This is a genomic window from Marinobacter sp. C1S70 (assembly GCF_000475355.1).
GTDB classification, from domain to species: Bacteria; Pseudomonadota; Gammaproteobacteria; order Pseudomonadales; family Oleiphilaceae; genus Marinobacter; species Marinobacter nauticus.
In genome coordinates this window covers 1-24,393 of record NZ_AXBW01000095.1, presented here as the reverse complement: position 1 = coordinate 24,393, position 24,393 = coordinate 1, and the positions used below count along the sequence as shown (strand labels likewise).

Genomic DNA, 24,393 nt, shown 5'->3' with positions numbered 1-24,393 from the left:
CACCTTTTGTTATTGTTGTATTTCGCAACTAGCACACAGATTAGATTTACGTAAACGTAAACGTCAAGAATTAATTTTGATATTTCTCGGGCGGTATGGAGTAGGTCATGGTGGAGTGTGCTACCGGGTCTTCCATGCCATCGGAATAGACGAAAACTTCGCCCACGCCCATGGTGCGTCCCACCTTCAACAGGGTCGCCCGTGCCCGTATCGGCGCATGTGCCACCGGCTTGCGAAGGAAGTTGATATTCAGGTTCGTCGTCACCGCCAGCGGCACCAGGCCAATCCGGCTGAGCAAGGCTGCATACATGGTGACATCCGCCAGCGCCATCATCGCAGGCCCGGATACGGTCCCGCCCGGGCGCAGGTGATCATCCTCCACGGCCAGGGTCATTTCCGCCCAGCCGTCACCCAGTGCCTCCAGGGAGCCGTATGCGGCCCCCTGGGGGAACTGAACCTCGAGGAAGTCTTTCAGCTCTTCGAAGGTCACTTTCATGCCGGCACCTCATCCTGGGCCCGGTTGCGCAGCACGAAGCGCTGGATCTTGCCACTGGGCGTTTTCGGCAGTTCATCCACGAATTCGATCTCACGCGGATAGGCGTGGGTGGACAGACGACGGCGAACCAGTTCCTGCAACTCCTCCTTGAGCGCCTGGTCGTCCACCGGCTCCTGGCCAGCTTTGATCACAACATAGGCTTTGATGATCGAGCCGCGCTTTTCATCGGGCTTGGCCACGACACCGGATTCGGCAACAGCGGCGTGTTCCAGCAAGGTACTTTCGACATCAGCCGGCCCCACGCGGTAGCCTGCGGTGGTGATGATGTCATCGTCCCGGCCACTGAAAGAATAGCCACCATCGCCATGGCAGATCACCATGTCACCGGTCAGGTAGTAGCCGTTCACGAACGGGTCTTTCTCACCCCAGGTGTAACCATCGAAATGGAACAGTGGCGAGGCTTTGATATCCACCGCCAACTGGCCAATCTCGCCGGCCCCCACCTCTTCGTTTTTCTCGTTCAGCGCCACCACGCGATGCCCGGGCGATGAGTACCCCATGGAGCCCTGGCGAATGGTGTGCTCCAGGCCATGGAAGTTGCAGCAGGTCATACCGGTTTCTGTCTGGCCATAATGATCCTTGACCGGGCAGAAGTGCCGGCGGGCAATCCAGTTCACCACTTCCGGGTTCAGCGGTTCACCCGCACTGCTGCACACCCGCAGCCCCAGATTCTCCCCTTCCGGCAAGACCTGATCGTTGGCCTTCAACAGCCGATACGCCGTGGGCGCCGCCGCCAGGTTGGTGATCTTGTACTTGCGGATCATGTCGTAGGTGGATTCAGGGGTGAACGGGTTGGGGTTGAAATGCGTGGCGTGGCCCATTAACAGCGGGCCCGTAACGGCGTAGTACAGACCATAGGCCCAGCCGGGGTCAGCTACATTCCAGAACACATCGTCGTCGCGCAGTTCAATGGCGTACTTCATGTACACATAGAACGCTAACAGGGCTTTGGCGGGTACGGCCACGCCTTTCGCTTTACCGACGGTACCGGAGGTGAACATCTGCAGGAACGGATCGCTGCCGGTGATCATCACCGGCTCACACTGGTCTGACTGCTGGTCCAGCACCTGCTGGAAGTCTGCAACGTCCTCGCCCGTGGCGGCGGCGTTCACGCACAACACCGGCGGGCAGTTGTTGACGTCATTGAGCTTGGGATAGTTGTCCGGATCGGTGACCACCAGTTTGGTGCCGGCTTTTTCCAGGCGGTATTCAATGGCCCCGGAGCCAAACGCGGTAAACAGCGGCTGGTAAACCGCACCCAGGCGCAAGGTGCCGGCAATCACGATCAGCAGTTCCGGGCCCCGCGGCAGCAAGCCGGCTACCCGGTCACCCTTTTTGACACCATGAGACTTCAGATAGTTGGCAAAGCGGGCCGAGGCTGCTTTCAGCTCTGCGAAGGTAAGCAGGCCATCACCACCACCCACTTTCTCGTAAAACAGCGCAACCTTTTGCGGGTCGGAAGCCCATTTATCACAGATTTCGTGACAGACGTTCAGGCCACTGTCCAGGCGCCCGTCCAGGATTTCCGCTTCCAGTGCGGCCGCATCAAAGTTGTCATACACCTCGTTGTAGTGCGGTAGGCTCATCGTACACTCCATTTGTTGTCGTTGTTGGTTGCACAAGATTTAGTCAGGTTTAGCACAACCTTCACTTTACGTAAAGGTAAACTTTAGGCTAAAAAGGAAGGGCGACCTGCCATCGCCCTCGCCTGCTTACTCCGGTTTGTACAGCCGCAGAATGCTGGAGAAATCCAGCTCTCCGTTGCCCTGCCCAGCATGCAGCTGGAACAGGTTTCGGGCCAGGGAGCCCATGGGAATCGACGCCTGGTTGGTCACCGCGTTGTCGAACGCCAGACCCAGATCCTTCGCCATCAGGTTCACCAGGAAACCGCCCTGATAATCGCGGGAGGCTGGTACACCCTCCATCACCCCCGGCCAGGGGTTATAGACGTTCAGTGCCCAGTTACCGCCAGAGCTTTGTTTCATGATTTCCGAGAGCACGGCAGCGTCCAGGCCGTTTTTGGCACCCAGAGCCAGGGCTTCGCTGGTGCCGGCCATCAGGATCGCCAAAAGCATGTTGTTGCAGATCTTGGCCACCTGCCCGGCACCATGGGGGCCGGCGTGGAAGATATTCTTACCCATGCCTTCCAGAATCGGCTTGGCTTTCTCGAAGGTACTCGCGTCGCCGCCACAGATGAAGGTGAGTGTGCCGGCTTTGGCACCACCCACACCTCCGGATACCGGGGCATCGATAAACGCAAGCTTTCGCTCAGCCGCCTGTTCGGCGACGTTGCGGGCCGTTTCCGGGGCAATCGTGGAAGAATCGATCACCAGCGTGCCGGCTGGCAATGCAGTCAGCAGGCCATCGTCACCCAGGTAGACCGCCTCCACATGCTTGCCGGCCGGCAGCATGGTGATCACGCATTCTGCGCCCTCGGCGGCGGCTTTGCCGGAATCCGCCGTGCGGGCACCTTCGGCCACCAGGGCCTCAACTGCTGGCTTGGACAAATCGAACACGGTAACGTCGTGGCCGGCCTTGAGCAGGTTGGCCGCCATTGGCGCCCCCATGTTGCCCAGGCCGATAAAGGTAATCTTGGCCATGTTGCTTCTCCTTGTTGTTGTACGGGTCATCGCTGCACAAAGGCAGACTACTGGCTGAAAAATCCGTTCACCCAGGCGCTGTCCACTTCACTGAGTGAGGCATAGCGCCAGCGGGGCTGCATATCCTTGTCGATCAGCAATGCCCGTATGCCCTCGGCAAATTCACCTTTTTTCAGGCTGTTATGGGACATCACCAACTCGTTGTCGAGCACCTCTTTCAGGCTGTGCAGGCGGCTGCGGTGGTAGTGTTGCCACATCAGGGCCAGGGAGGTCGGAGACGCGGTCTTCAGCCCCTTCACCGATTTGCCGAGCCAATCTTCCCGAGCCCCCAGCTCGTCCAGTTGCGCCACCACCTGCTCCAGAGAATCGGCATCGGTGGCCTGCTGGATGTCTTCAAAATGCTCACGCACGGGAGACGCGGGTAAAGCCTCACGGCTCTGCTGTTCAAACTGCCGCAGCACTGCGCTCACCACCGCCTGCGCATCCGCTCGTTGCCAATCCGCCGCTTTCAGGGCCTCCACAACCTGGTCTTTCAGGCCATGGGAGATAAACCGGTCGGCCATGTTCACGAACAGCGCATCGGCGCCGTTCATGCGGGCACCGGTCAGTCCCAGAAACAGGCCCGTGCGCATGGGCATGCGGTTCAGGAACCAGCCGGCACCGATATCCGGGTACAGGCCGATGCTGACTTCCGGCATGGCGAGCTTCGAGTGCTCGGTCACCACCCGGTGAGAAGCACCCACCATCAGACCAATACCGCCACCCATCACGATGCCGTTGCCCCAGCAAACGATGGGCTTCGGGTAGGTGTGGATCTGGTAATCCAGCTCATATTCCTCGTTAAAGAAGCGCTCGCCCTCCGCCAGCTTGCCCGGCTCGGTCATGGCCCGGTACAGCGAAACAATATCGCCGCCAGCGCAGAAGGCTTTGTCGCCCCCGGCTTCCAGCCAGACAGCCTCAACCTTGGGATCCTCGGCCCAGCGGCTGAGCTGGGGCTTGAGCAGGCTGATCATATCCATCGACAGTGAGTTGAGATTGCGCGGCGTGTTCAGCCGTGCCACGGCAATCAGCTCACCACCAGCGGTTTTCCATTCTTCAAATACGATTGGTTGATCACTCATAGCGAATCCGGGTTATCGGTTTTTCCAGTCGGGCTTGCGCTTCTCAAGAAACGCATTCACGCCTTCTTTCTGGTCTTCGGTATGGAACAGCTCCACGAACAATTCACGCTCCATGCGCCAGCCGTCGCTGTGGCTGCGGCCGTCGCGGGCGCTCATTACCAGTTGCTTGCAGCGGGCGATGGACGACGGGCTCTGCTTGCAGGCGCCTTCGGCCAGTTTCAGGGCGGTTTCCAATCCGTTACCGGTGGGCACCACTTCTTCCACCAATCCGATTTCCAGGGCCTTGGCGGCGGTTACCCGTTCACCACACAGAATCATGCGTTTGGCCCAACCCTCACCCACCAGCCAGGGCAGGTTCTGGGTGCCGCCGGCACAGGGCAGCAAGCCAACGCTGGCCTCCGGCAGGGCCATCTGGGCATGCTCTTCTGCAATCCGGATATCACAGGCCATGGCACATTCCAGGCCACCACCCATTGCATAACCGTTTACGGCGGCAATCGATACGCCACGGAACGCCGTCAGCGCTGCGAACGCTTCGCCGAATCGTTGCGCCATCTCGTTGGCGCGGGCCCGATCGCCGTCGGCGAAGGTTTTCAGGTCGGCACCCGCGGAGAAAAACTTTTCGCCCTGGCCAGTCACCACCAGCGCGAAGATGTCCCGGTCGGCGTTGAGCTCTTCCACGGTCGCCTTCAGCGCCGCGAGCGAATCGGCCGTCCAGGTGTTGGCCGGCGGATTGGCGATGGTCAATACGGCAATGTGGCCGCGTTTTTCCAGTTGAATCAGTTCACTCATCACAAATTCCTCTATAGTCCGTGGCCGGTTACTGGATCGCTTCGGCAACGCCGTCGTCCAGCAGCCGGCGGGCAATGATCAGGCGCATGATTTCGTTGGTGCCTTCCAGAATCTGGTGTACCCGCAAATCCCGAAGGTAACGCTCAAGCGGGTATTCCCGGATGTAACCGTAGCCGCCATGCAGCTGCAGGGCTTCGTTGGCCACCTCAAAGCAGGCGTCGGTGGCAAATCGTTTGGCCATGGCACAATGCAGCGTAGCCTCCGGGTCGCCACTGTCGAGTTTGAACGCACCCAAACGCACCATCTGCCGGGCAGCCACCAGGTTGGTAACCATGTCCGCCAGCTTGAACTGCAGCGCCTGGAAGGCCGCCAGCGGCTTACCAAACTGCTGGCGCTCGTGCATATAATTCCGGGCCCGGAGCAAGGCCGCCTGGGCACCGCCCAGGGAACAGGTGGCGATATTCAGGCGGCCGCCGTCCAGGCCCTTCATCGCAATGGCAAAGCCATCGCCTTCATTACCCACCCGATTGCTGGCAGGCACGCGAACGTCTTCCAGGGTAACCAGGCGCGTGGGCTGGCTATGCCACCCCATCTTTTCCTCATTCTTGCCGTAGGAGACACCGTCGGCATCCGCTGGTATCACGAAGGTAGAGATGCCCTTCGAGCCGCTGTCGGCGTCTCCGGTGCGCGCCATCAGAACCAGAATATCGGTTGCGCCCGCGCCGGAGATGAACATTTTGCTGCCATTGATCACATAGCTGTCACCGTCCCGAACTGCGCGGGTGCGGAGACTGGCCGCGTCGGAGCCGGCACCGGGTTCAGTCAGGCAATACGAAGCCAGCCATTCACCACTGGCCAGCCTGGGGACAATTTCCTGGCGAAGATCATCAGAGGCAAAACTTGCCACCATCCAGGTGGCCATGTTGTGGATGGTGATGAAGGCGGCGGTGGACGGGCACGCTGCCGCCAACTCTTCCACAATCACCGAGGTATCCAGGCGAGACAAGCCCATACCACCCAGGGATTCGGGCGTGTACATGCCCATAAAACCCATGGCTCCGGCTTCTTTCATGACATCGACCGGAAAAATATGCTCGGCGTCCCACTGGGCGGCATGGGGCGCCATGGATTTTTCAGCGAAGGCTCGGGCAGCATCCCGAAACGCCTGCTGGTCTTCAGTGAGATTAAAATCCATCGTCAGGCTCCTTGGTTGTTACGGTCGGGGCTTCCACTGAAGAAGCGGAAAAAGGGGCCGGTGGGGGAACCGGCCCAATAACCTCACCGACAACGAGATTAACGAAGCTGGATGGAGAAGTTGGCCTCGGATGAGGTCGCCTCACTGGAGAACCAGCGGGAGGTCACCGTTTTCGTCTCCGTGTAGAAGCGCACCGCCTGTTTACCGTAAGCGTGCTGATCACCGTAGAACGAACCCTTCCAGCCGGTGAACGAGAAGAACGGCAGGGGCACCGGAATGGGAATGTTCACACCCACCTGGCCCACATCAATCTCGTGCTGGAACCGACGCGCCGCGCCGCCATGACTGGTGAAGATGGAAGTCCCGTTGCCGTACGGGCTGGCGTTGATCAGCTCGATGGCATCACCAAGGCTGTCAACGTTGACGCAGGACAGCACCGGGCCAAAGATCTCTTCGTTGTAGATATCCATGTCCGGCGTGACTTCACTGAACAGGGTCGGCCCTACCCAGTTGCCTTCCGGCAACCCGTCGACGGTGCAGCCACGGCCGTCCAGCAGCAGTTTGGCGCCCTGGGCTTCACCGGTGGCGATCAGCGATTCGATGCGGTCTTTGGCCTTGGCACTGATCACCGGGCCATAGCTGGCACCGGAATCGTTCCAGGCGCCGGGGCGCACTTTCGCCATGGCCTCTTTCAGCTCCGGAATCCACTCCTGGGCAGCGCCCACGAAGACCGCCACCGAGATCGCCATACAGCGTTGGCCTGCGGCACCTACCGAGGCACCTACCAGGGCATTGATCACTTGTTGTTTGTCCGCATCCGGCATGATCACCATGTGGTTCTTGGCGCCGGCGAAGCTCTGCACCCGTTTCATGTTGCGGGTACCGGTTTCGTAGATGTACTGCCCGACCGGAACCGAACCGACAAAGGATACGGCCTTGATGGCCGGATCAGTCAGCAGGGTATCAACCTGCTCTTTGGCACCGTGAACCACCTGCAGTACACCTTTGGGTGCGCCGGCCTGCTCAAACAGCTCGGCCAGGCGGGTTGGTGTCAGCGGGTCCTGCTCGGACGGTTTCAGAATAAAGGTGTTGCCGCAGGCAATGGCCATGGGGAACATCCACAGCGGGATCATGGCCGGGAAGTTGAACGGCGTAATGCCGGCACACACCCCCAGAGGCTGGATCCAGGAATGGGTATCTACCTCGCGGGCCACGTTCTCAACGGTCTCGCCCATCATCAGGGAAGCCACGTTGGCGGCGTGTTCCACCACTTCAATGCCGCGCCAGACATCGCCTTTGGCGTCGTCGAAGGTCTTGCCGGTTTCCTGGGACAGGATCTCGGCGATTTCGTCGTGATGCTCTTTAAGCAGCGCCTGATAACGCAGCATCACCCGTGCTCGCTCAGAAACCGGGGTTTCTTTCCAGCTTTTGAACACTTCACTGGCGTTATCAATCGCCTGACGCATCTCGTCGGCAGTGGCGCAGGGCACCTGGGCAATCACTTCGTTGGTGGCGGGGTTGGTCACGTCGATCCAGTTCTGGGTCTGGCTCTGAACGAATTCCCCTGCAATAAACTGAGGTACTTTTTTCATGATGATGTTCCCTGTTTGTTGTTATCCGGGATGAGCCGGCCTACCGATAACAAGGCAGATCCGACGATGATTTGAAGAAAGACTAGCACGCGGATTTACGGTTGGTGATTGACTAAATTTCGCCCATGATGGATTATTTTTCGATGACTGAGATCCCAGCCAAGAAACCGGCCACACAAACCTCACAGTGGCCCGTGCCAGCCGACAGTGTTCGCTATGTGGTGCCAGAGCCTATTGTGCGGCTTTTGGCGGCACATCCGCTCACCCGGGAGCTGTATCCACTTGCCTTCGGGCATTATCGGAGAGCGGCCGGGCATCACATGCATAGGGAACACCACCGTGATAATCTTTTGATCTATTGCACAGACGGCAAGGCCTTTCTGAACGTCGCCGGCGTGCCCCACACAGTCGAGGCCGGCGACCTCCTGCTACTGCCCGCCGGCGCCAGCCATCGGTACACCGCCGACCCGGACAACCCCTGGACCATTCACTGGGTTCACTATACCGGCCCCCTGGCCGAAGACTTCGGCCAGTACATGGGCTTTGATGACAGCACCCGCATCCGGCATCTGGGCAGACAGCCCCGGTTACTGGTGGATTTCAACGGCCTGCTGTCGGTGCGGCAGACGGGCTTCCGGGCCCGTGGGTTGATCCACGCCAGCAATCGGCTACGACAGTTGCTGGCCGCCGTGCCCATCAACGCCGACGAAACCAGCCAGGCCCGGCAGGCCGAGCTGGACTCCTTGCACAGCTTCATGCGGGAGCATCTGGAGGAACGCCTGACCCTGAACCAACTGGCCGAGCTTTCCGGCCTGTCGCCGGCTCACTTCGCCACCCGGTATCGGGAACAGACCGGCACCTCGCCAATCCAGCACTTCCTGCATCTCAAAGTGGAACGGGCCTGTGAGTTGCTGGATACCACCAGCCAGAGCTTCGCCGACATCAGCCGGCAACTGGGCTATGACGATGCCTATTACTTCTCTCGACTGTTCAAAAAAGTGATGGGGAAGTCGCCCACGGATTACCGCCACACAGCGCGGCACTGAGACCCGGCATACGCATAAACATCAACCTGTCCCGTAAAAATTTTTGTAGCGCCACCGGTATTCTCGTGATAAATATCGCGCGAATACGGTCGGATTCCCCACCACCGTTTCCAGGATAAGCCTCAAAGGAGTCAAAAGGCGGCACCCCGGTGTTTTCACAAACACCTGCCACCTCCGGCCACCCTCAGCAGACCTGCACAACACCGCGTGCGTCCTGCACGCTTTGTATCCATCCCTTTTCAGTGAGGGACACCATCCAATGTTGAAGTTGTGTAAGCCACAGGCGCTTGCCGCCGCTGTTGCTATGTCTCTGGGTGCCTCTTCGGTTTTTGCAGCCGGAGAAGTGCGTGTCTACAACTGGTCTGATTACATCGCCGAGGACACCCTGGCGAAGTTCACCGCGGAAACCGGCATCAAAGTTGTTTACGACGTTTACGACAGCAACGAAGTGCTGGAAGCAGCCCTGTTGTCTGGCCGTTCGGGCTACGACCTGGTTGTGCCGTCCAACCACTACGTGGCCAAGCAGATTTCTGCCAAAGCCTTTGTCGCGCTGGACCATGGCCAACTGCCAAACATGACCAACCTGAACCAGGACCTGATGACCCAGCTGGAAAAGGTCGACCCGGGCAGCCAGTTCTCCCTGCCGTACCTGTGGGGCACCAACGGTTATGGCTACAACGAAGGCCGCATTCAGGAGATTCTGGGTGACACAGCACCGACCGACTCCTGGGCTCTGGTGTTTGACCCGGAAGTGACCGGCAAGCTGGCCGCCGGCGGCTGTGGCATTGCCATGCTGGATTCCGGTGAAGAAATGGTGCGTGCCGCCATGGCCTACATCGGCCTGGACCCGAACAGCAACAACGCCGACGACATCAAAAAAGGCGGTGAAGTGATCAAGGCTGTGCGCCCGAACATCACCTATTTCCACTCTTCCCGTTACATTGGCGATCTGGCTAACGGCGACCTGTGCGTGGCCGCCGGCTACTCCGGCGACATCCTGCAGGCCGCTGCCCGCGCGGAAGAAGCCGAGAACGGCAACGTCATCCGCTACACCATTCCCAAAGAGGGCGCGGTGCTGTGGTTTGACATGATGACCATTCCGGCCGGCGCGCCGAATGTGGAGAACGCCCACAAGCTGATGAACTTCCTGATGCGCCCGGAAATCATCGCCGATGTCACCAACTACGTGTGGTACGCCAACCCGAACAAGGCGGCCGACGAGTTTGTGGACCCGGAAATCCTCAATGACACCAGCATCTACCCCACCGACGAGGTGATGAAGAAGCTGTACATCATGGAAGGTCGGCCCCAGGACGCCCAACGCCTGATGACCCGCACCTGGACCAGCGTGAAATCCGGTCGCTGACGGTGGCCGTGACCAACAACACCTCCGCGCAAGCGGAGGTGCTCCTCAGCATCAAAGGTATCTCCAAGGGCTTTGACAGCACCCTGGCGGTGGACGACGTCAGCCTGGACATCCACAAGGGTGAAATCTTCGCCCTGCTGGGTGGTTCCGGCTCCGGCAAGTCCACCCTGCTGCGTATGCTGGCGGGCTTCGAAACCCCGGATTCCGGTCGCATCGTGCTGGACGGCCATGACATCACGGCCCTGCCCCCGTACCTGCGACCCACCAACATGATGTTCCAGTCCTACGCCCTGTTCCCGCACATGACCGTGGAGCAGAACATCGCCATGGGCCTGAAACAGGACAAACTTCCGAAAAGCGAAATCGCCGACCGGGTGGCGGCCATGCTCAAGCTGGTAAAAATGGAAGCCTACGGCAAGCGCCGGCCCCAGCAGCTTTCCGGTGGCCAACAACAACGTGTAGCCTTGGCCCGCTCCCTGGCCAAACGCCCGAAACTGTTGTTGCTGGACGAGCCTATGGGCGCGCTGGACAAGAAACTGCGCACGGAAATGCAGTTGGAGCTGGTGGATATCCTAGAGAAGGTGGGCGTGACCTGCCTGATGGTGACCCACGACCAGGAAGAAGCCATGACCATGGCCAGCCGCATTGCCATCATGTCTTACGGCCGGATTGCCCAGGTCGGCTCGCCCATTGATATCTACGAAAGCCCGAACAGCCGCATGACGGCGGAGTTCATCGGCTCCGTGAATATCTTCGAGGCGAACATCCTGGAAGACAACTCCGACAGCATCTCGCTCACCAGCGACCTGCTGGACGGACCGGTGTTTATTGACCGGGGTGTAACCACGCCCGCGGAAACCACGGAAACCCTAATTGCCTTGCGCCCGGAGAAAATCTACCTGACGACCGAGAAGCCCGAAGGCGATAGCAACTGGAGCTGCGGCACGGTGGACAACATTGCTTACCTGGGTGACATCACGTCTTACTACGTGAAGCTCGCCAGCGGCAAACGGGTGCAGGCCACCATGGCCAATGTGGAACGCCGTGGTGAGCGGCCCACCTGGGGCGACCGGGTCTATGTATCCTGGGAAGCCTCCAGCCCTATCCTGCTCTGGAACTGACGCCATGACCAAGAAGCTTCTGGCAACCGCCTTCGCGGAGCGGGTGCGTACGGTGGTATTCCATCGCCGGGTGGTGTTTGGCGTGCCGTTCGCCTGGTTGCTGCTGTTCTTCCTGCTGCCGTTTGCGCTGGTGTTGAAAATCAGCCTGACCTCGGCGGTAATGGCCATTCCGCCCTACGAGCCGGTGTTCCGATGGGTGGAGAATACCCTCTCGGTGGTGGTGAACTTTGGCAATTACCTGTTCCTGGCTTCCGACAGCCTCTACATTGCCGCCTATTGGGGCTCGGTGAAAACCGCGTTTCTGGCAACCCTGTTCTGCCTGCTGATCGGCTACCCCATGGCCTACGCCATGGCCCGGGCGCCGAAGCACTGGCAACTGGTGTTCCTGCTGATGGTGATGCTGCCGTCCTGGACCTCGTTCCTGATCCGCGTGTATGCGTGGATGGGCATTCTGGGTAACCAGGGCCTGCTGAACACGTTCCTGATGTGGCTGGGGCTGATCGATGCGCCGCTGAAAATGCTGAACACCAACTTCGCGGTGATTCTGGGCATCGTCTACGCCTACCTGCCGTTCATGATCCTGCCCATCTACACCAATCTGGTGAAGCTGGACATACGCCTGCTGGAAGCGGCGTCGGATCTGGGCTGCCGCAGCCTGACCACCTTCTGGGCCATTACCCTGCCGTTGTCCAGGGCCGGAATCCTGGCTGGCTCCATGCTGGTGTTCATTCCAGCCGTGGGCGAATTCGTGATTCCGGAACTGCTGGGTGGTCCGGATACCCTGATGATCGGCAAGGTGCTCTGGGAAGAGTTCTTCAACAACCGAGACTGGCCGGTGGCCTCTGCGCTGGCAATCGTAATGCTGGCGCTGCTGCTGGTACCCATTGTGTTGTTCCACCGCTTCCAGGCCCGGGAGATGGAAAAGAATGGTTAGGTTAAAAGCCCCAAGTTTCTCGAAGACCATGCTGATGCTGGGCATGCTGTTCCTGTATCTGCCCATGGTGGTGCTGATCGTATACTCGTTCAACGCCTCACGGTTGGTATCGGTATGGGCCGGGTTCTCCACCAAATGGTACGGCGCCTTGCTCGCCAACGAACAGATCCTGTCGGCGGTGTGGATGAGCCTGCGCATTGCCTTCTATTCCGCCAGCATGGCGGTGTGTTTGGGCACCCTGTGCGCGTTCGTAATCACCCGGTTCAAGAAGATGCGCGGGCGTACGTTGCTGTCCAGCATGATCACCGCCCCTCTGGTAATGCCAGAGGTGATCACCGGCCTGTCATTGTTGCTGCTGTTTGTGCAAATGGCCCAACTGATCGGCTGGCCGACGGATCGTGGCATGGCCACCATCTGGATTGCCCATACCACCTTCTGCAGCGCCTACGTGGCTGTGGTGGTGAGTGCGCGCCTTAGAGAAGTGGATCGTTCCATTGAGGAAGCCGCCATGGATCTGGGCTGCACGCCTCTGAAAACCTTCTTTGTCATCACCCTGCCAGTAATCGGCCCGGCACTGGTTTCCGGCTGGCTGCTGGCATTTACCCTGTCGCTGGACGACCTGGTAATTGCCAGCTTTGTGTCTGGTCCGGGAGGCACCACCTTGCCAATGGTGGTGTTCTCCTCCGTTCGTATGGGAGTGTCACCGGAGATCAACGCACTGGCGACGCTGATTATCGCGGCGGTGTCTGTGATTGCGTTTATCGCCTGGCTCTGGATGCGGCGAGCAGAGAAACGAAGACTCAGACCACGCTAGATTTGTGGCGACTCGATAGTATGTGGTGCAACCCATCACACTCCACCATCGGATCGTCACAGTTCACCACAATGTCGGAACGGGCAATCACATAACCCCTGCCAGTGATACTGTTCTTGACCACCTGATACTCGCCCTCGGTTTCTACCGTGGTGAATTCACCGATAAAACCGGTGTCTCGAAGGGAAACGGTTTCCAGTTTATCGCCCGGCTGGATTCGGCCTTCGTAGTTCATCAACGCAAGCCTGGCCGAGGTGCCGGTACCGGTAGTGCTACGACAGATCACGCCGGGGTGGACGTAGGTAGCCGATCGTGAGCGGAAATAGCCATCGGCCACTTTTTCTTCCGGCCCCATAAAGTGCAGAAATGGCAGGGGCCCGACATCACCCAGGGTGTAGTGGGAGAATCCACGGGCAGCCTGAATGGCCTCGACAATGGCATGCGCGGTGCGGGCCAACTCCCGTTCCTCATCAAGGGTCAGGTCAAAGCCCAGTGATTTTGCATCCACCAGGGCATAGAACCCGCCACTATAGGCCACACTGTAGCCAACCTCGCCAATGCCCGGCACGTTAATACTGGCATTGTAGGTGTGGATGTAGCTCGGCAAGCCCTCGCAGGTGACCGCTTCTACCACGCCATCGTGAACAATAGCCTCAATATTCACGAGACCCGCCGGCGATTCCAGCATGAAATGTTGCTTGCCCTCCTGCTTTGGCACTATGCCAGCCTCCAGGACCGCCGTTGCCGTACAGATGGTGTTGGAACCCGAATAGATGGGATATCCCATCACCTCCATAATGATGTACCCAACCGCCGCCCGGGGATCGGTGGCGGGCACTAGCAAATCCACGGACATTTCGGGAATGCCATAGGGCTCCTCCAGCAGGAGTTTGCGCAAGCCGTCAGCATCATCCCGGAGGTACTCCATCTGCGCCCGCACGGTGTCGCCGGGCAACAGGTCAATGCCGCCGGTAACAATGCGGCTGACATCACCACCGGCGTGAGTGTCCATCAACTGAACGGTCAGTTCCGGTTTCATCAGTCCGCCTCCACCTCGTAGGGTTGCCCGTGCTCCTGCCACTGGGCATCGGGAACAATCACGATTTTTCCCAGGTAATTGCTGCCTCGGTTCACGAAGTACTCCTCCGCGCGGTGCAACTCAGACAGCCGGAAAGCACCGTGCAGTACCGGCTTCAAATCACCACTCCGGATCCATCTCATCAGCTGCTCTGCCTCTTCCCGGGTTCCATGGGACACACCGAAAATCTGCATCTGGTACAGATAGATGCGGGTCCAGAGAATTTCGCTGATGTTGCCGCCACTGGCCCCGGCAATACTCAGCCTCGGATAGGTGCTCCGGGCATTCATGTCAAAAATCATGGCGTCGATGAAACGGTCCGTCATGTCGCCGCCCACCAGGTCCATGACCGCGTCCAGCGGCTTGCCTCCGGTTTCCGCCTTCACCCGATCGACAAAGCTATCCATGTCGGTTCTGTCGAGAACGGCCTCGGAGCCAAGCTTCAGCAATGAATCAGCCTTGTCCTTCTGGCTCAGAGCGTAGGGAATGGCACCGATAATCCGGCAGAGCTGAATCAGCGCCGTACCCACGCCACCGCTGGCACCGGTAACCAGCACGCGTTCACCAGCCTGAATATTGGCGGAGGTGAGCATGTGGTAGGCGGTCTGATAAGAACACATACCCATGGAAGCGAGCTCGGCGTCGGCCAGGTCCGGATTGGGAATGTGATGGAACTGATCAGACGGTAAAGCGACGTACTCGGCGTATCCGCCATCTGCGCCATGCCCGTAATAATCCGGCGTGAGATTGATGTCTGTGTGGTTGTCCGCATAGATGTTGAAGTCCAACAAGCCGCGTTCGCCGATACGCTGTTCACTGACACCCGCGCCCACAGCAACAATACGACCGACAATATCGGCCCCCTGAATGCGCGGGAAGGTGAGCGTAGGTTTGCCGCCCATCTGGAACGACGTCATTTCCCCTTTTTTAGTGGGGTATAGCCCCTCACGGGCTTTGCGGTCTGTGTTGTTCTTGGCGGTGGCAGTTACCTGAACCAGCACCTCGCCTTCCCTCGGCTGAGGTACCGGTACATCCTGATACATGAGCTGATCAATTCCGCCATGGCCTTTCAGAACCATCGCCTTCATTGAGGACGGGATCATCGGCAACAGACCCTCCTGTTCTGGTGAATAAACTACCCAGACAGAATAGGAAAGATCACCGGGTGTGTCAGGGCCTGTTACGGATATCCATTAGACTCAAACGGTTTACCGAGCGATTACCCGATAAACCGGCCTTAACCGCGGAATCTGCTTGAGGACCACCTGGATAACCGTCATCAAGGGCACAGCAAGGAGAACCCCCACTGGCCCCCACAACCAGCCCCAGAAGAAGATCGAAACAAAGATGATCACGGGGTTGATGGCCATCCGGAAACCATGAATCCAGGGCTCAAGGAAAAATCCGACAATCGTGGTGAGCACAATGAAGCTGATCGGCGCAAGCACCATCATCCAGAGCACGTCCAGGGAAATGGCGGAGACTATGGCCAACAGGGTGATGGTAAGCATGTTACCAAGGTACGGAATAAACCGGGCAAGGCCTGCAATCAGGCCCCAGACGGCCGGGTCTGGCAGGCCGATGGCCCAACAGATCAGGCCGGTCAACACGCCGACAGACGTATTGGACAACCCCAGTACCGCCAGATACTGCGCTATCTGATGCTGGGAATCGTGGGTGATCCTCAGCACTGTCTTGCGCTGGGACCGGGGCAACTGCTTGACGAAGTTGCGAATCAACCGGTCGCCGCTGACCAAAAGGAAATAGGTTAACGCCAGTGCCAGCGCCAGCCCGGCAATGCCGTTCCGAGCCTTGGACATCAACTGACTGCGCCAGGAGTCGGTTTGCAGAACCACCGTGGTGGGTTTGGTGCCCTGATCTTTGGAAAGCTCTTCAACCGATTTTTCGACCTGCTCGGCAGACTGACTGACCTTGTCGATCTGGCGCATGATCTCACTCTCCCCCACCAACAGGCGAGACAGTCCCTCCGGAGCCTTCTGGGCCCACTCCAGAGCTGGCGTGGCGACCGCGGCACCCAGCCCCAGAATTCCGGCAAGGACCGCCAGCACCAGAACCAATGCGGATACCACACGCGGTAAATGCCAGCGCAAGTAAGCCTTTTTAACCAGAGGCGCCAGTAACAGGCTGGTCAGTACCGCCAGGATGATCGGGAGAACAATCTGATGAGCAATATACAGGGTGTACAGAATACCAAGGATGAACAACCCGTAGATTGGCGTGGAGAGATCCGCGAACGATCGCGAACCTGTGCCATTCGTTTGCGGGGATTCTGTCTTCTGGTCATCCATGGGCCGTTATACCTTGTCGGAGTGCCGCTCAGGGCACAGGAGTTTCGCCAGCGCAACAATCTGGCGATTAGCAACACAGTGTAGCGTTTACAGGAAGCACCCGCATTATCAAACAATTACCAAATGCATTTGAGGAAACTGAACCATCCACGCCCAGCACACCGTATACCTTCGGGATAAACAGCTGACAGCGGAGAACCCATGGCACCGCGCTACGATACCCTGTTCTACGATGGCTCCTGCCCCCTGTGCGCGCGTGAGATACGCACCCTGCGAAGACTGCAGACCGGCAACCTGATCTTTGCGGATATTCACGAACAAAACCCGTGCAACCAGCAACTCCCTTCCCGGGAGCAACTGCTTCGGCGATTGCATCTGATGAGCTGGACCGGGGAGTGGGTAACGGGATTACACGCCAATGTGCAGGCCTGGTCCCACACCCGTTTTGGCTGGTTGTTCAAGCCACTGCTATGGCCGGTGATTCACCCGATTGCCAGCCGGATTTATGAAACCTGGGCCGACAAACGGTATGGGCGTAAATACGCTTGTGCGATGGGCCACGAAAACTCGTGCCCACCGGGAACCTGAGGCAAAAGACTGCTAGCTGGCCAGCTTGGGCAGGAATGAGGTATCCACCCAATAGCGCTTGAGATTGGCCTCATCGACCAGCACGGGCACTGTTTCCTGTTGAATATGATTGCTCGGATCGAACCACAGGTTATCGCTTCGGAATACGTGAAGCTCACCGGTTTGCGGGTGCTGCCACTGGCAGACAATGCGGAACGGGTTACGACCGTTCACGGTCAGACTGGTGTTTTGCTCAACCGACGAAAATGTTGCGAGCACCTCGGTGCCGTGATCTTTCAGGTAAGCCTGTGAGCGGCTCTTCTTCCAACCAAACAACAGCATCCCGCCGCCAATGGCGCCAAACACGAGCCCCATACCTCCAAGAATCATGGGCAGCCCCCATAGCGAGAAGAAACTGTTGATTCGAGCACTCTCCGGAGCCGACGGCTCGTAAAACACAGACACACGCTCGCCGCGACTGAACGACGGCGGATTTGAGCCGGAGCGCGACCGGAACTCGATCTCCCGACCACGGATATCCTCGAAAACGACCACCGGATAGTAGGTAGTTGAATCGCTGGAACGAGAACGTTCCAGATCAATGACCGTGCCCGTGGCTTCCGTAGCTCGCTCGATAAATGACACCGTACTGCTGTAACTCATCACCGCACCAACGAGCATACCGGCGCCAATGAGTGTGAAGACGTATTTGAGGATATTCAGGGTTTTCAATGGTTCAATCCTTGTGTTTTGGGTTCTCTTTCCTTAAGCCAGCTGACCAATTTCGGCCCCTTCGGGAACGAGAGAAGGCATTTGGGGCTCACGCCCCTTCAACATATTTGCCAGACGCCGCTCTCGTACCTTGTGAACGGAGGGATCAAACCTGAGAACCTTAAGGGGCACCGGGTCACCCTCCTGCAACTTGTCGAACGTCGCCAGCTTACTCAGATAGAAGGCCCCACTGTGATTTTGGCCATCAAACTGAAAATCAAACTCAATCAGAAGGTTACACTGATAATGCCCTTCCCCCTGTGGCTCATTTCGATGGTCGTATTCCTGATGAAACTGACAATCCGCTTCTTTTTTGGTCAGTACGCCGTCCACCTCTACACCGTGCTTCCGTAGCAAGGCCTGGCCGTAGAGGTAGCTGGCGCCCGAGTAAGTCGTGACGATAGCAAGCAGAACCAACCCAGCGCCCATCAATGCGAAGAAACCTCCCGCAATCATGGCACCCCAGTCGCCAAAGTCGACGTAGAAAATGCCACCACCCACAGCGGTGGTGATTATTCCTACGCACAGCATCGTTAGCATAATGCCTAGGTCAGCTTTTATTGCGGACCACAGGAGCGGCCAATCAATGTGGTTTTTTCTGAGCATTTTTCTGGCGCTGGGAGGTTAGTTAATGGGTTGAGACTGGTTATCAACTCAACGAACGATTGGCTCTGCTAAGAAAAGACCTAACGGGGAAGAGTTTTGCGCATTCTTTCATGAAGCTCCTCCAGCTCCTTCTGTTTTTGCACCATGTAGTTTTCTTCTATATCGATCAAGCGGGTTGTGGGTCCGTTTGGTTTTAGGCGTTCTTGGACGACTTCAGGCCAGTGCTTCCTTGACCTCTTTCGATCAACCCTTTGTATGAACTCCATACCCGATGCCACCGGAAACAAAAGATAGGAGCCAATCCATTCGATAACCGTGCTTCCCGAAACCCCATTGCCTTCCTTTCGTTCCTGGCCCAAAAAAGTTCTCGAATCCAGAATCAAGTCGAGAAATGAAACTTGCCCAGATTCTAACGTTTCTTCAACGAACCGGCTCTTGGATTCCGTCTTTCGTCCGGTCTCATCAAACCAAGGACCAATGGTCATGAAACAACGCAGATATTCCCAGATGCCAACCAGCGTTGGCAGCCGCTTACCTGCAGAAATACCCGACAAGTTCAGTGCAACTCGGTTACCGGGGTCTCCAAATTTTTGAAGAACGATTTCCAGGTTTCCATGGACAATAGACCCAGAGTATTGATTAACCATTCTATATTCATAGGCAACGGCCTCTATTCCTTCCCAGGCTGCATGGTAAAGCTCACCTTTAAGATCATAATAGATCTCCTGTGTGCGCCGATTGAATACGATTGGTAGCGACGGCGGGCGGGTGCTCTCCCAAGCCGCCGGCACTAGTATCCCTAGAATTGAGAACAGCAAAAGCCACCAATCTGAACTCAAAGCGTTTCCAAACCCAATGATCAGGAGAAAAAGTACTACACCGTACCCGCCTACAAGAAAACCAAAGCCAGTGAGCATGCCTTTACTCTCGGCACTGCCCGTTCTTAACTCCATATACGTCTCATTTTGCGCCTCAACAAGACTCGGTTTGGATGGCAAATGACCACTGCTAGCATCACTGTGTAATACCCGAACGCTCGATGAGCTCCCTATCTTATTAACTATCGAATCAAATAGTTTTTTTGCATTCTCAATCACCAGATATCAACCTCTATCGGAGGCATTTCAAGACCAGGCTGAGGGCGGTATATCAATTGCCCTTGCAGCCCAAATATCTGATCGTCATCGTGGTAGATACGCCTATAAGTAGCGGTTGAATCCGCATTGTGAATTCTCGTGCCCTCATGAATTGAAAAATCAGCACCTGACCACACAACGGCTTTTCGATTCGGCTGTAAAATTCGTTCCTTTTCCTCTGAATCAAATACTGTTCTCAGTTTCTCCTCCAGCCATGCCAAGGATCGATATCCAACACCATTTCTTAACTCATTTCCTGTAAATTCGATCATGTCGGGCTCGAGTCTTTTCTGTCCAACCAACTCCAATATCAACCAACAATCCTGAATATGCGTTTCATGCGGGTTTAACCGAGGCACTCTCTCAAGCCTGAATTTAACCGGAAAAACAACCACATACAGCCGCCCCATTTCGTTCCTGTAATTACCAGCCCAAGCAGCAGGTTTTACACCAAAACGAGTATTTGCTAGCCAACGCTCGATCGGTGTGTTTTCAAGATGATAGCGCGCAACCAATCCACCAATTAAAGATGCGGTTAAACCAAGTGACAATGCAGTAAACCATCCTCCCAGTCTAGACAATCCTCTAACTGCAGAAGCAGTTTGCAGACCTAACGCTACAGCTCTAGCTTCTCTATATGCCCTGAAAGCTCGTACCCCTAACGCCAGCTGTCCTGAAGAAATACCAACCAAACCAACTTCAACGGCGGCGGTATCAAAATCTCCGGCGCGATAAGACTCAACCGCCTGCACGCCAAAAATAACAATATCGAAGGCTGCGGTAAGAGCAGAAGCAAATGCCGCGGCAGCTCCAACCCCATGACTTAGTGCCTCGGGATTAATAGATCTTGACAATCCCTCCCTCCAATTCAGCTCTGCAATCTTATGTTGCAGCGACATAAACGCTGCGGCAAAGCCGGTTACACCACCAAACGCTCTAGCAAAACCTTGCAAATCACGGTCGGCACCAACACCCAAGGCACTGTTTGCAGAGACCATGTTAATTCCAGTCAAAACAACCAAAACTGATCGCAACGGGGCCTTGACCAATCCATCCATCAGACCATAGGGATTACCGTTATAGTATTTTCCCGAATTGGCAGCAATTGCCCGAATAACAGGTACGCTAGGCACCTCAGCATGCAATTGACTGCGAGGTATGTTGCTATTTACTCCTTCTCGCGCCGCCTCACTCAGCCACTGATTCGATTGAACAGCACTTACACTTTCCACCGCCAAGGACTGCCCTGTTCGTGCCAATCCAGACACCAAAAAACCACTGCCTAAAAGTGAGATTCGATGCGGGAATCCTCTCAATTCAACTGCGGCTGCAGGCGAAATTGCGTTGAAAAGTATTTGTGTGGGCAAAGCCGATGGAATTGGTGCCCGCCCCACTAAACCCGACACCTTAGAGTTTATGGCGGCAACGACAGCCGTGGCAGCTTTGGATAGGTCTTCAACAGAATCGTTAGCCATATCGCCAATTGATACTAGCTTCTCGACGTCGCCGAGTGATACACGCTCTCTTATCCCAAGCAACGCATTCCAGAACCAGCGAGTCCCCTCCCCCTGAACTGCGGCTAGGCGGCCTATAGCCCCGGCCCCTTTACTAAAATAAGATGGACCAAGCAAAGCAAGTCCGAATTTTTCCTGCAGAATGGTGTGATGATCTTCTTTAGCCAGATCCAGGCTCTCGCATGAACTTGCGAGGGTTTCAGGGCCATTCGCACATTCGATGGTATCCATCCATAGGACCCAGGAATCAAGGAGCCCAGCAACAACGTCTTCAAAATGTGACTGAGACTCATCCGATTCCCGCCACACTCTCTGTAATTTCGGCAGATCTACAAGTTCAGGAAGTTTCGCTTCAAGCTGGCGATCAGTCTCATAAAGATCCTTGATCGTCTTCGCCAAACTCCACTCTCCACCGAATCTGGCTCTTAACCTCTCCTGGTTATCGTGAGTCAGACGAACCAATGCGGCCAGATCTTCGGTAACGCCCCATGGATCGTCCACTATCCCCATCACGCGCTGGTCAAATCGCCGGGTAGAACGCTCCAACCGAGGCCAGTGGGGAATGGTTGGGGCCAGGCCAGTCCAGTCAAACTCCTCAATGGAGGTAACTTCTGGCAAGGCATAAAAGGTCTTTTCATCAAGCAACTGAGTGTTCGGTGAACCTCCTGGCACAATCCTGCGCATAAACTTGCTGCGCTGACCCGGTTCATTCACAATCATTTCGAAATGAGCGTCAGACCATTGATTCTCACTCCAGGCGACATCAGCAGGTTCACCAGAGGGTAAAGACAAGTAGACATTGCCGCGATGATCAACGACCTCTCCACCTCGGGTCGTCTCCTGAAGCAGGGAATCATTAACCGAATACTCGATTAACCTCCCTTCGAACTCGCTCCAGACATACAACCAGCCATCTCTCAGAAATCGAGGAACGAGTCCAAGATTCCGATCCTGAAGATCAGTATAACGATCAATATTAGGAAACAGGTCCGGCAAATCGGGCAATTCCAGCCCAGCTAAGAGCTCTCCCTCATAGCGCATAGGGCCGATGGCGTATCGAAGGGGTAGAAAAGCCGTCATTAGTGGGCAAGTTGCGCAATAAGTCATAACACGTCCCTGTGTTGGTTATCCGCAGAAGAATCCAGAGCGGCCAGCAAATCCAAGCTAAATTGAAAGCATGGGGCCACCAGATTAGACGCGAATTGTCCTTCCTTTTGTTCGTCACTCATTCTGGAAGGTGAAGGGCGATACTGAGTCATCGATCCATCACTTGAACGGAAAAAGATGCTGTTAATGCCAGACCAAAAATGAGCGGGTAAACGACCGTCGACTCCAGCTAGTCTCGAGACTACCTTGGCATCACCAATCCTCAGCCAGACAGCGTGCCCCTCCGGCATCATCACCTGAACCCTAGACCGCATAAAGTCCAATAATGCTGACTCATCATAAGACGTATGCAACACCGAAGCCCTCGCGACTAAGGGATGGTTCTTTGCCCACAGCTCTTTGAGCACTATGCTCGCTCCAAAATCAGCAATCATCGGCCCTAATGCTGATACGCCATCGAAAACGCCGTCTTTAAGTACCATTAAAGGGCATACATCCAGTCTCTCTTCATACAAACTTCGCAGGCCACCCGCGATCGCTCCATCAAACAACATGAACATTTTTTTGTCGGAAGGCGACAGGCTTCCTTGAATGCTCGAACTCTGCAGCGTCATGAAGAAATCCTCTGGTTCGATCTCACAGAGCAAACCTCCGAAAAAGTTTCTTCGTTTCTCGCTGCATTTCTGAAACTTGCGGCCTGTTTCAGGTCAGCCTCAGTCGGTCGCAGCTGGTCCGCGTTTACAGACTGAGTATCACCGGAATGCCGTGTCTCGGCATGGGGAAGTGTTGAGACTGGCTGCTCAGATAAAGCATCATGAGTCACCACATTTGGCAACAACGGCCCCGTAACCCCAACCCCACTACCACTCCCGGGCCCACCCCCTGAATTCATCCGCACCAAAGGCCCTGACACCGTCACCCCACTCGGGTCTACCTTCACAAAGCTGCCACCGGCCTTAAGCGTCACCTCAGCCCCGGCTTCGATCACGATTTTCATGCCCGCCTTGTGATGGATTTCGGTGCCGGCTTCCACCAGCTGGTTTTTGCCCTGCTTGCTGTGGTGGCTGCCGTTTACGGTGAGGCTGTAGTCGGCGCCGATGCTCTCGCGATGTTCGCCATCTGTGGTGTGGTGGCGGTTGCCTTTGGTGTGGCTGAAACGGTTGTTTTCCACCGTCAGGTGGCTGTCGTTCTTGATGACTTCGGTGCGGTTGTTCTCGGTGAGCAGGTCCAGGTCTTTCTGGGCGTGCACGTAGATTTGTTCTTCGCCGGCTTCGTCTTCAAACCGCAGTTCGTTGCTGCCCTCACCCTTGTGGGTTTTGGTTTTCAGGGTAGTGCGGGTTTTGTGTTCCGGCAGCGCGTACGGCGGTGTGTTGGTGGCGTGGTAGGTTCGTCCGGTGATGATGGGCTGGTCCGGGTCGCCGTCGAGGAAAGACACGATCACTTCGTGGCCGATTCTGGGCAAGGCCATGAAGCCGTATTGGCCACCGGCCCAGCCCTGGGCCACACGCAGCCAGGCGCTGCTGTGTTCGTCGTTCTTCGAGTATCTATCCCACGGGAATCGTACTTTCACCCGGCCATACTGGTCGCAGTGGATTTCTTCACCCTCAGGGCCGGTGACAAGCGCCATCTGGGGGCCGTCCATCACGGGTTTGTGGTTGCACAGCGGGCGCCAGGTTTTGTCGGCCGGGATGGCACTGAAGGTGTTGTGGTAGCTGGTGGGTTCGCTGCCACCCTCTTCTTCCAGGGCCTGGGGCTGTTTGCCGGTATGGGTGATGGCGGTGAGCAGCCATTCCCGGTTCAGGGTCTGGCTGTCGTGGTCCTGCAGTTCCACTTTGGCGCCGGGGGTGAAGTCCGGGCGGTTGCTTTTGCCGTTGGCCATGGCGGCGTCGTTTCTAAGGGCATCCAGTTTGTTCTGGGTGAACGGCTGGCCGCTGGCGTCGGCTTTGTAGCGGCCGGGGTAGTCGTAGTGCTGGTAGTCTTCCCGGTGGTTAACACCGCCGGCACTTTGTTCATGCATCAGGGCGTAGGCGGGGTTCTTGAAGGTGTAGTCCTTCATGGCCACGGAGGCGGCTTTGACCCGCTCTTCGTAGGCGAACTGGAATACGCAGGCCTGCTTGGTGCTGCCACCGGCTTTGGTGTTGCAGGTAACCGGGTCCAGTTTCGGGGCG

General features: G+C 56.8%; 22 protein-coding genes. 6 read left to right on the top strand and 16 right to left on the bottom strand.

The features are described 5' to 3' along the window. Positions 1 to 70: 70 nt before the first annotated feature. The 7 genes from Q669_RS18920 to Q669_RS18890 all read right to left on the bottom strand — a co-directional run bounded on the left by Q669_RS18920 (position 71) and on the right by Q669_RS18890 (position 7,856). A complete protein-coding gene (locus tag Q669_RS18920; protein WP_022993499.1) occupies positions 71 to 496 on the bottom strand; it encodes a PaaI family thioesterase in 426 nt (141 codons plus the stop codon). Beyond that, entirely contained in the window at positions 493 to 2,142 is a 1,650-nt protein-coding gene (locus Q669_RS18915; protein ID WP_022993498.1) for an AMP-binding protein, read from the bottom strand. The genes Q669_RS18920 and Q669_RS18915 overlap by 4 nt, the downstream gene beginning before the upstream one ends. 126 nt (positions 2,143 to 2,268) lie before the next feature. Further along, positions 2,269 to 3,156, bottom strand: coding sequence for a 3-hydroxyisobutyrate dehydrogenase (gene mmsB, locus Q669_RS18910; RefSeq protein WP_022993497.1), 888 nt, complete (start codon positions 3,154 to 3,156; stop codon positions 2,269 to 2,271). Between the two features lie 47 nt (positions 3,157 to 3,203). Next, positions 3,204 to 4,277 (bottom strand): enoyl-CoA hydratase/isomerase family protein, encoded by a 1,074-nt coding sequence (locus tag Q669_RS18905; protein ID WP_022993496.1) that lies wholly within the window; start codon positions 4,275 to 4,277, stop codon positions 3,204 to 3,206. A gap of 12 nt (positions 4,278 to 4,289) precedes the next feature. Further along, the gene (locus Q669_RS18900; RefSeq protein ID WP_022993495.1) at positions 4,290 to 5,069 is read right to left on the bottom strand and encodes an enoyl-CoA hydratase; all 780 of its coding nucleotides are present in this window, start codon (positions 5,067 to 5,069) and stop codon (positions 4,290 to 4,292) included. A 28-nt stretch (positions 5,070 to 5,097) separates the two neighbouring features. Beyond that, positions 5,098 to 6,264 (bottom strand): acyl-CoA dehydrogenase family protein, encoded by a 1,167-nt coding sequence (locus Q669_RS18895; protein WP_022993494.1) that lies wholly within the window; start codon positions 6,262 to 6,264, stop codon positions 5,098 to 5,100. A 98-nt stretch (positions 6,265 to 6,362) separates the two neighbouring features. Next, a complete protein-coding gene (locus Q669_RS18890) occupies positions 6,363 to 7,856 on the bottom strand; it encodes a CoA-acylating methylmalonate-semialdehyde dehydrogenase (protein ID WP_014420862.1) in 1,494 nt (497 codons plus the stop codon). Positions 7,857 to 7,999: 143 nt separating this feature from the next. Between Q669_RS18890 and Q669_RS18885 the strand changes: the two genes are divergently transcribed. The 5 genes from Q669_RS18885 (at position 8,000) to Q669_RS18865 (ending at position 13,137) form a co-directional block, all read left to right on the top strand. Then, positions 8,000 to 8,902, top strand: a complete 903-nt coding sequence (locus Q669_RS18885) for an AraC family transcriptional regulator (protein ID WP_022993493.1) — start codon at positions 8,000 to 8,002, stop codon at positions 8,900 to 8,902. A gap of 259 nt (positions 8,903 to 9,161) precedes the next feature. Next, positions 9,162 to 10,268: a polyamine ABC transporter substrate-binding protein gene (locus Q669_RS18880; RefSeq protein ID WP_036150029.1), complete on the top strand. Its 1,107-nt coding sequence runs from the start codon at positions 9,162 to 9,164 to the stop codon at positions 10,266 to 10,268. Positions 10,269 to 10,276: 8 nt separating this feature from the next. Further along, positions 10,277 to 11,389 carry a polyamine ABC transporter ATP-binding protein gene (gene potA, locus Q669_RS18875; protein WP_227501152.1) on the top strand — a complete coding sequence of 371 codons (1,113 nt, stop codon included), beginning with the start codon at positions 10,277 to 10,279 and terminating at the stop codon, positions 11,387 to 11,389. 4 nt (positions 11,390 to 11,393) lie between these two features. After that, positions 11,394 to 12,323 carry an ABC transporter permease subunit gene (locus Q669_RS18870; protein ID WP_022993490.1) on the top strand — a complete coding sequence of 310 codons (930 nt, stop codon included), beginning with the start codon at positions 11,394 to 11,396 and terminating at the stop codon, positions 12,321 to 12,323. After that, positions 12,316 to 13,137 carry an ABC transporter permease subunit gene (locus Q669_RS18865; protein WP_036150028.1) on the top strand — a complete coding sequence of 274 codons (822 nt, stop codon included), beginning with the start codon at positions 12,316 to 12,318 and terminating at the stop codon, positions 13,135 to 13,137. The genes Q669_RS18870 and Q669_RS18865 overlap by 8 nt, the downstream gene beginning before the upstream one ends. On the opposite strand, the gene Q669_RS18860 is transcribed toward Q669_RS18865, so the two are convergent. The 3 genes from Q669_RS18860 to Q669_RS18850 form a co-directional block, all read right to left on the bottom strand. Then, the gene (locus Q669_RS18860) at positions 13,124 to 14,176 is read right to left on the bottom strand and encodes a proline racemase family protein (protein WP_022993488.1); all 1,053 of its coding nucleotides are present in this window, start codon (positions 14,174 to 14,176) and stop codon (positions 13,124 to 13,126) included. The two genes, Q669_RS18865 and Q669_RS18860, sit on opposite strands and share 14 nt — an antisense overlap. Beyond that, positions 14,176 to 15,318 (bottom strand): zinc-binding dehydrogenase, encoded by a 1,143-nt coding sequence (locus Q669_RS18855; protein WP_036150027.1) that lies wholly within the window; start codon positions 15,316 to 15,318, stop codon positions 14,176 to 14,178. The genes Q669_RS18860 and Q669_RS18855 overlap by 1 nt, the downstream gene beginning before the upstream one ends. Before the next feature lie 105 nt (positions 15,319 to 15,423). After that, positions 15,424 to 16,524, bottom strand: coding sequence for an AI-2E family transporter (locus Q669_RS18850; RefSeq protein WP_022993486.1), 1,101 nt, complete (start codon positions 16,522 to 16,524; stop codon positions 15,424 to 15,426). Between the two features lie 201 nt (positions 16,525 to 16,725). Here Q669_RS18850 and Q669_RS18845 point away from each other — a divergent pair, with 201 nt between their 5' ends. Continuing rightward, positions 16,726 to 17,112 carry a thiol-disulfide oxidoreductase DCC family protein gene (locus Q669_RS18845; RefSeq protein ID WP_022993485.1) on the top strand — a complete coding sequence of 129 codons (387 nt, stop codon included), beginning with the start codon at positions 16,726 to 16,728 and terminating at the stop codon, positions 17,110 to 17,112. Positions 17,113 to 17,124: 12 nt separating this feature from the next. On the opposite strand, the gene Q669_RS18840 is transcribed toward Q669_RS18845, so the two are convergent. The 6 genes from Q669_RS18840 to Q669_RS18815 form a co-directional block, all read right to left on the bottom strand. Continuing rightward, complete coding sequence (locus tag Q669_RS18840; protein WP_022993484.1) at positions 17,125 to 17,823, bottom strand: DUF3592 domain-containing protein; 699 nt, start codon at positions 17,821 to 17,823, stop codon at positions 17,125 to 17,127. Positions 17,824 to 17,856: 33 nt separating this feature from the next. Next, a complete protein-coding gene (locus Q669_RS18835) occupies positions 17,857 to 18,402 on the bottom strand; it encodes a DUF3592 domain-containing protein (protein WP_227499612.1) in 546 nt (181 codons plus the stop codon). 146 nt (positions 18,403 to 18,548) lie between these two features. Further along, entirely contained in the window at positions 18,549 to 19,565 is a 1,017-nt protein-coding gene (locus Q669_RS18830; protein ID WP_141068099.1) for a hypothetical protein, read from the bottom strand. Next, on the bottom strand, positions 19,562 to 22,225 hold the full coding sequence (locus tag Q669_RS18825) for a toxin VasX (protein WP_152525075.1): 2,664 nt from the start codon (positions 22,223 to 22,225) through the stop codon (positions 19,562 to 19,564). The genes Q669_RS18830 and Q669_RS18825 overlap by 4 nt, the downstream gene beginning before the upstream one ends. After that, positions 22,222 to 22,839 carry a DUF4123 domain-containing protein gene (locus Q669_RS18820; RefSeq protein ID WP_022993480.1) on the bottom strand — a complete coding sequence of 206 codons (618 nt, stop codon included), beginning with the start codon at positions 22,837 to 22,839 and terminating at the stop codon, positions 22,222 to 22,224. The genes Q669_RS18825 and Q669_RS18820 overlap by 4 nt, the downstream gene beginning before the upstream one ends. Further along, positions 22,836 to 24,393: type VI secretion system Vgr family protein (locus Q669_RS18815; protein WP_022993479.1), on the bottom strand; the 1,558-nt coding region annotated here is incomplete at its 5' end. The genes Q669_RS18815 and Q669_RS18820, both read right to left, overlap by 4 nt.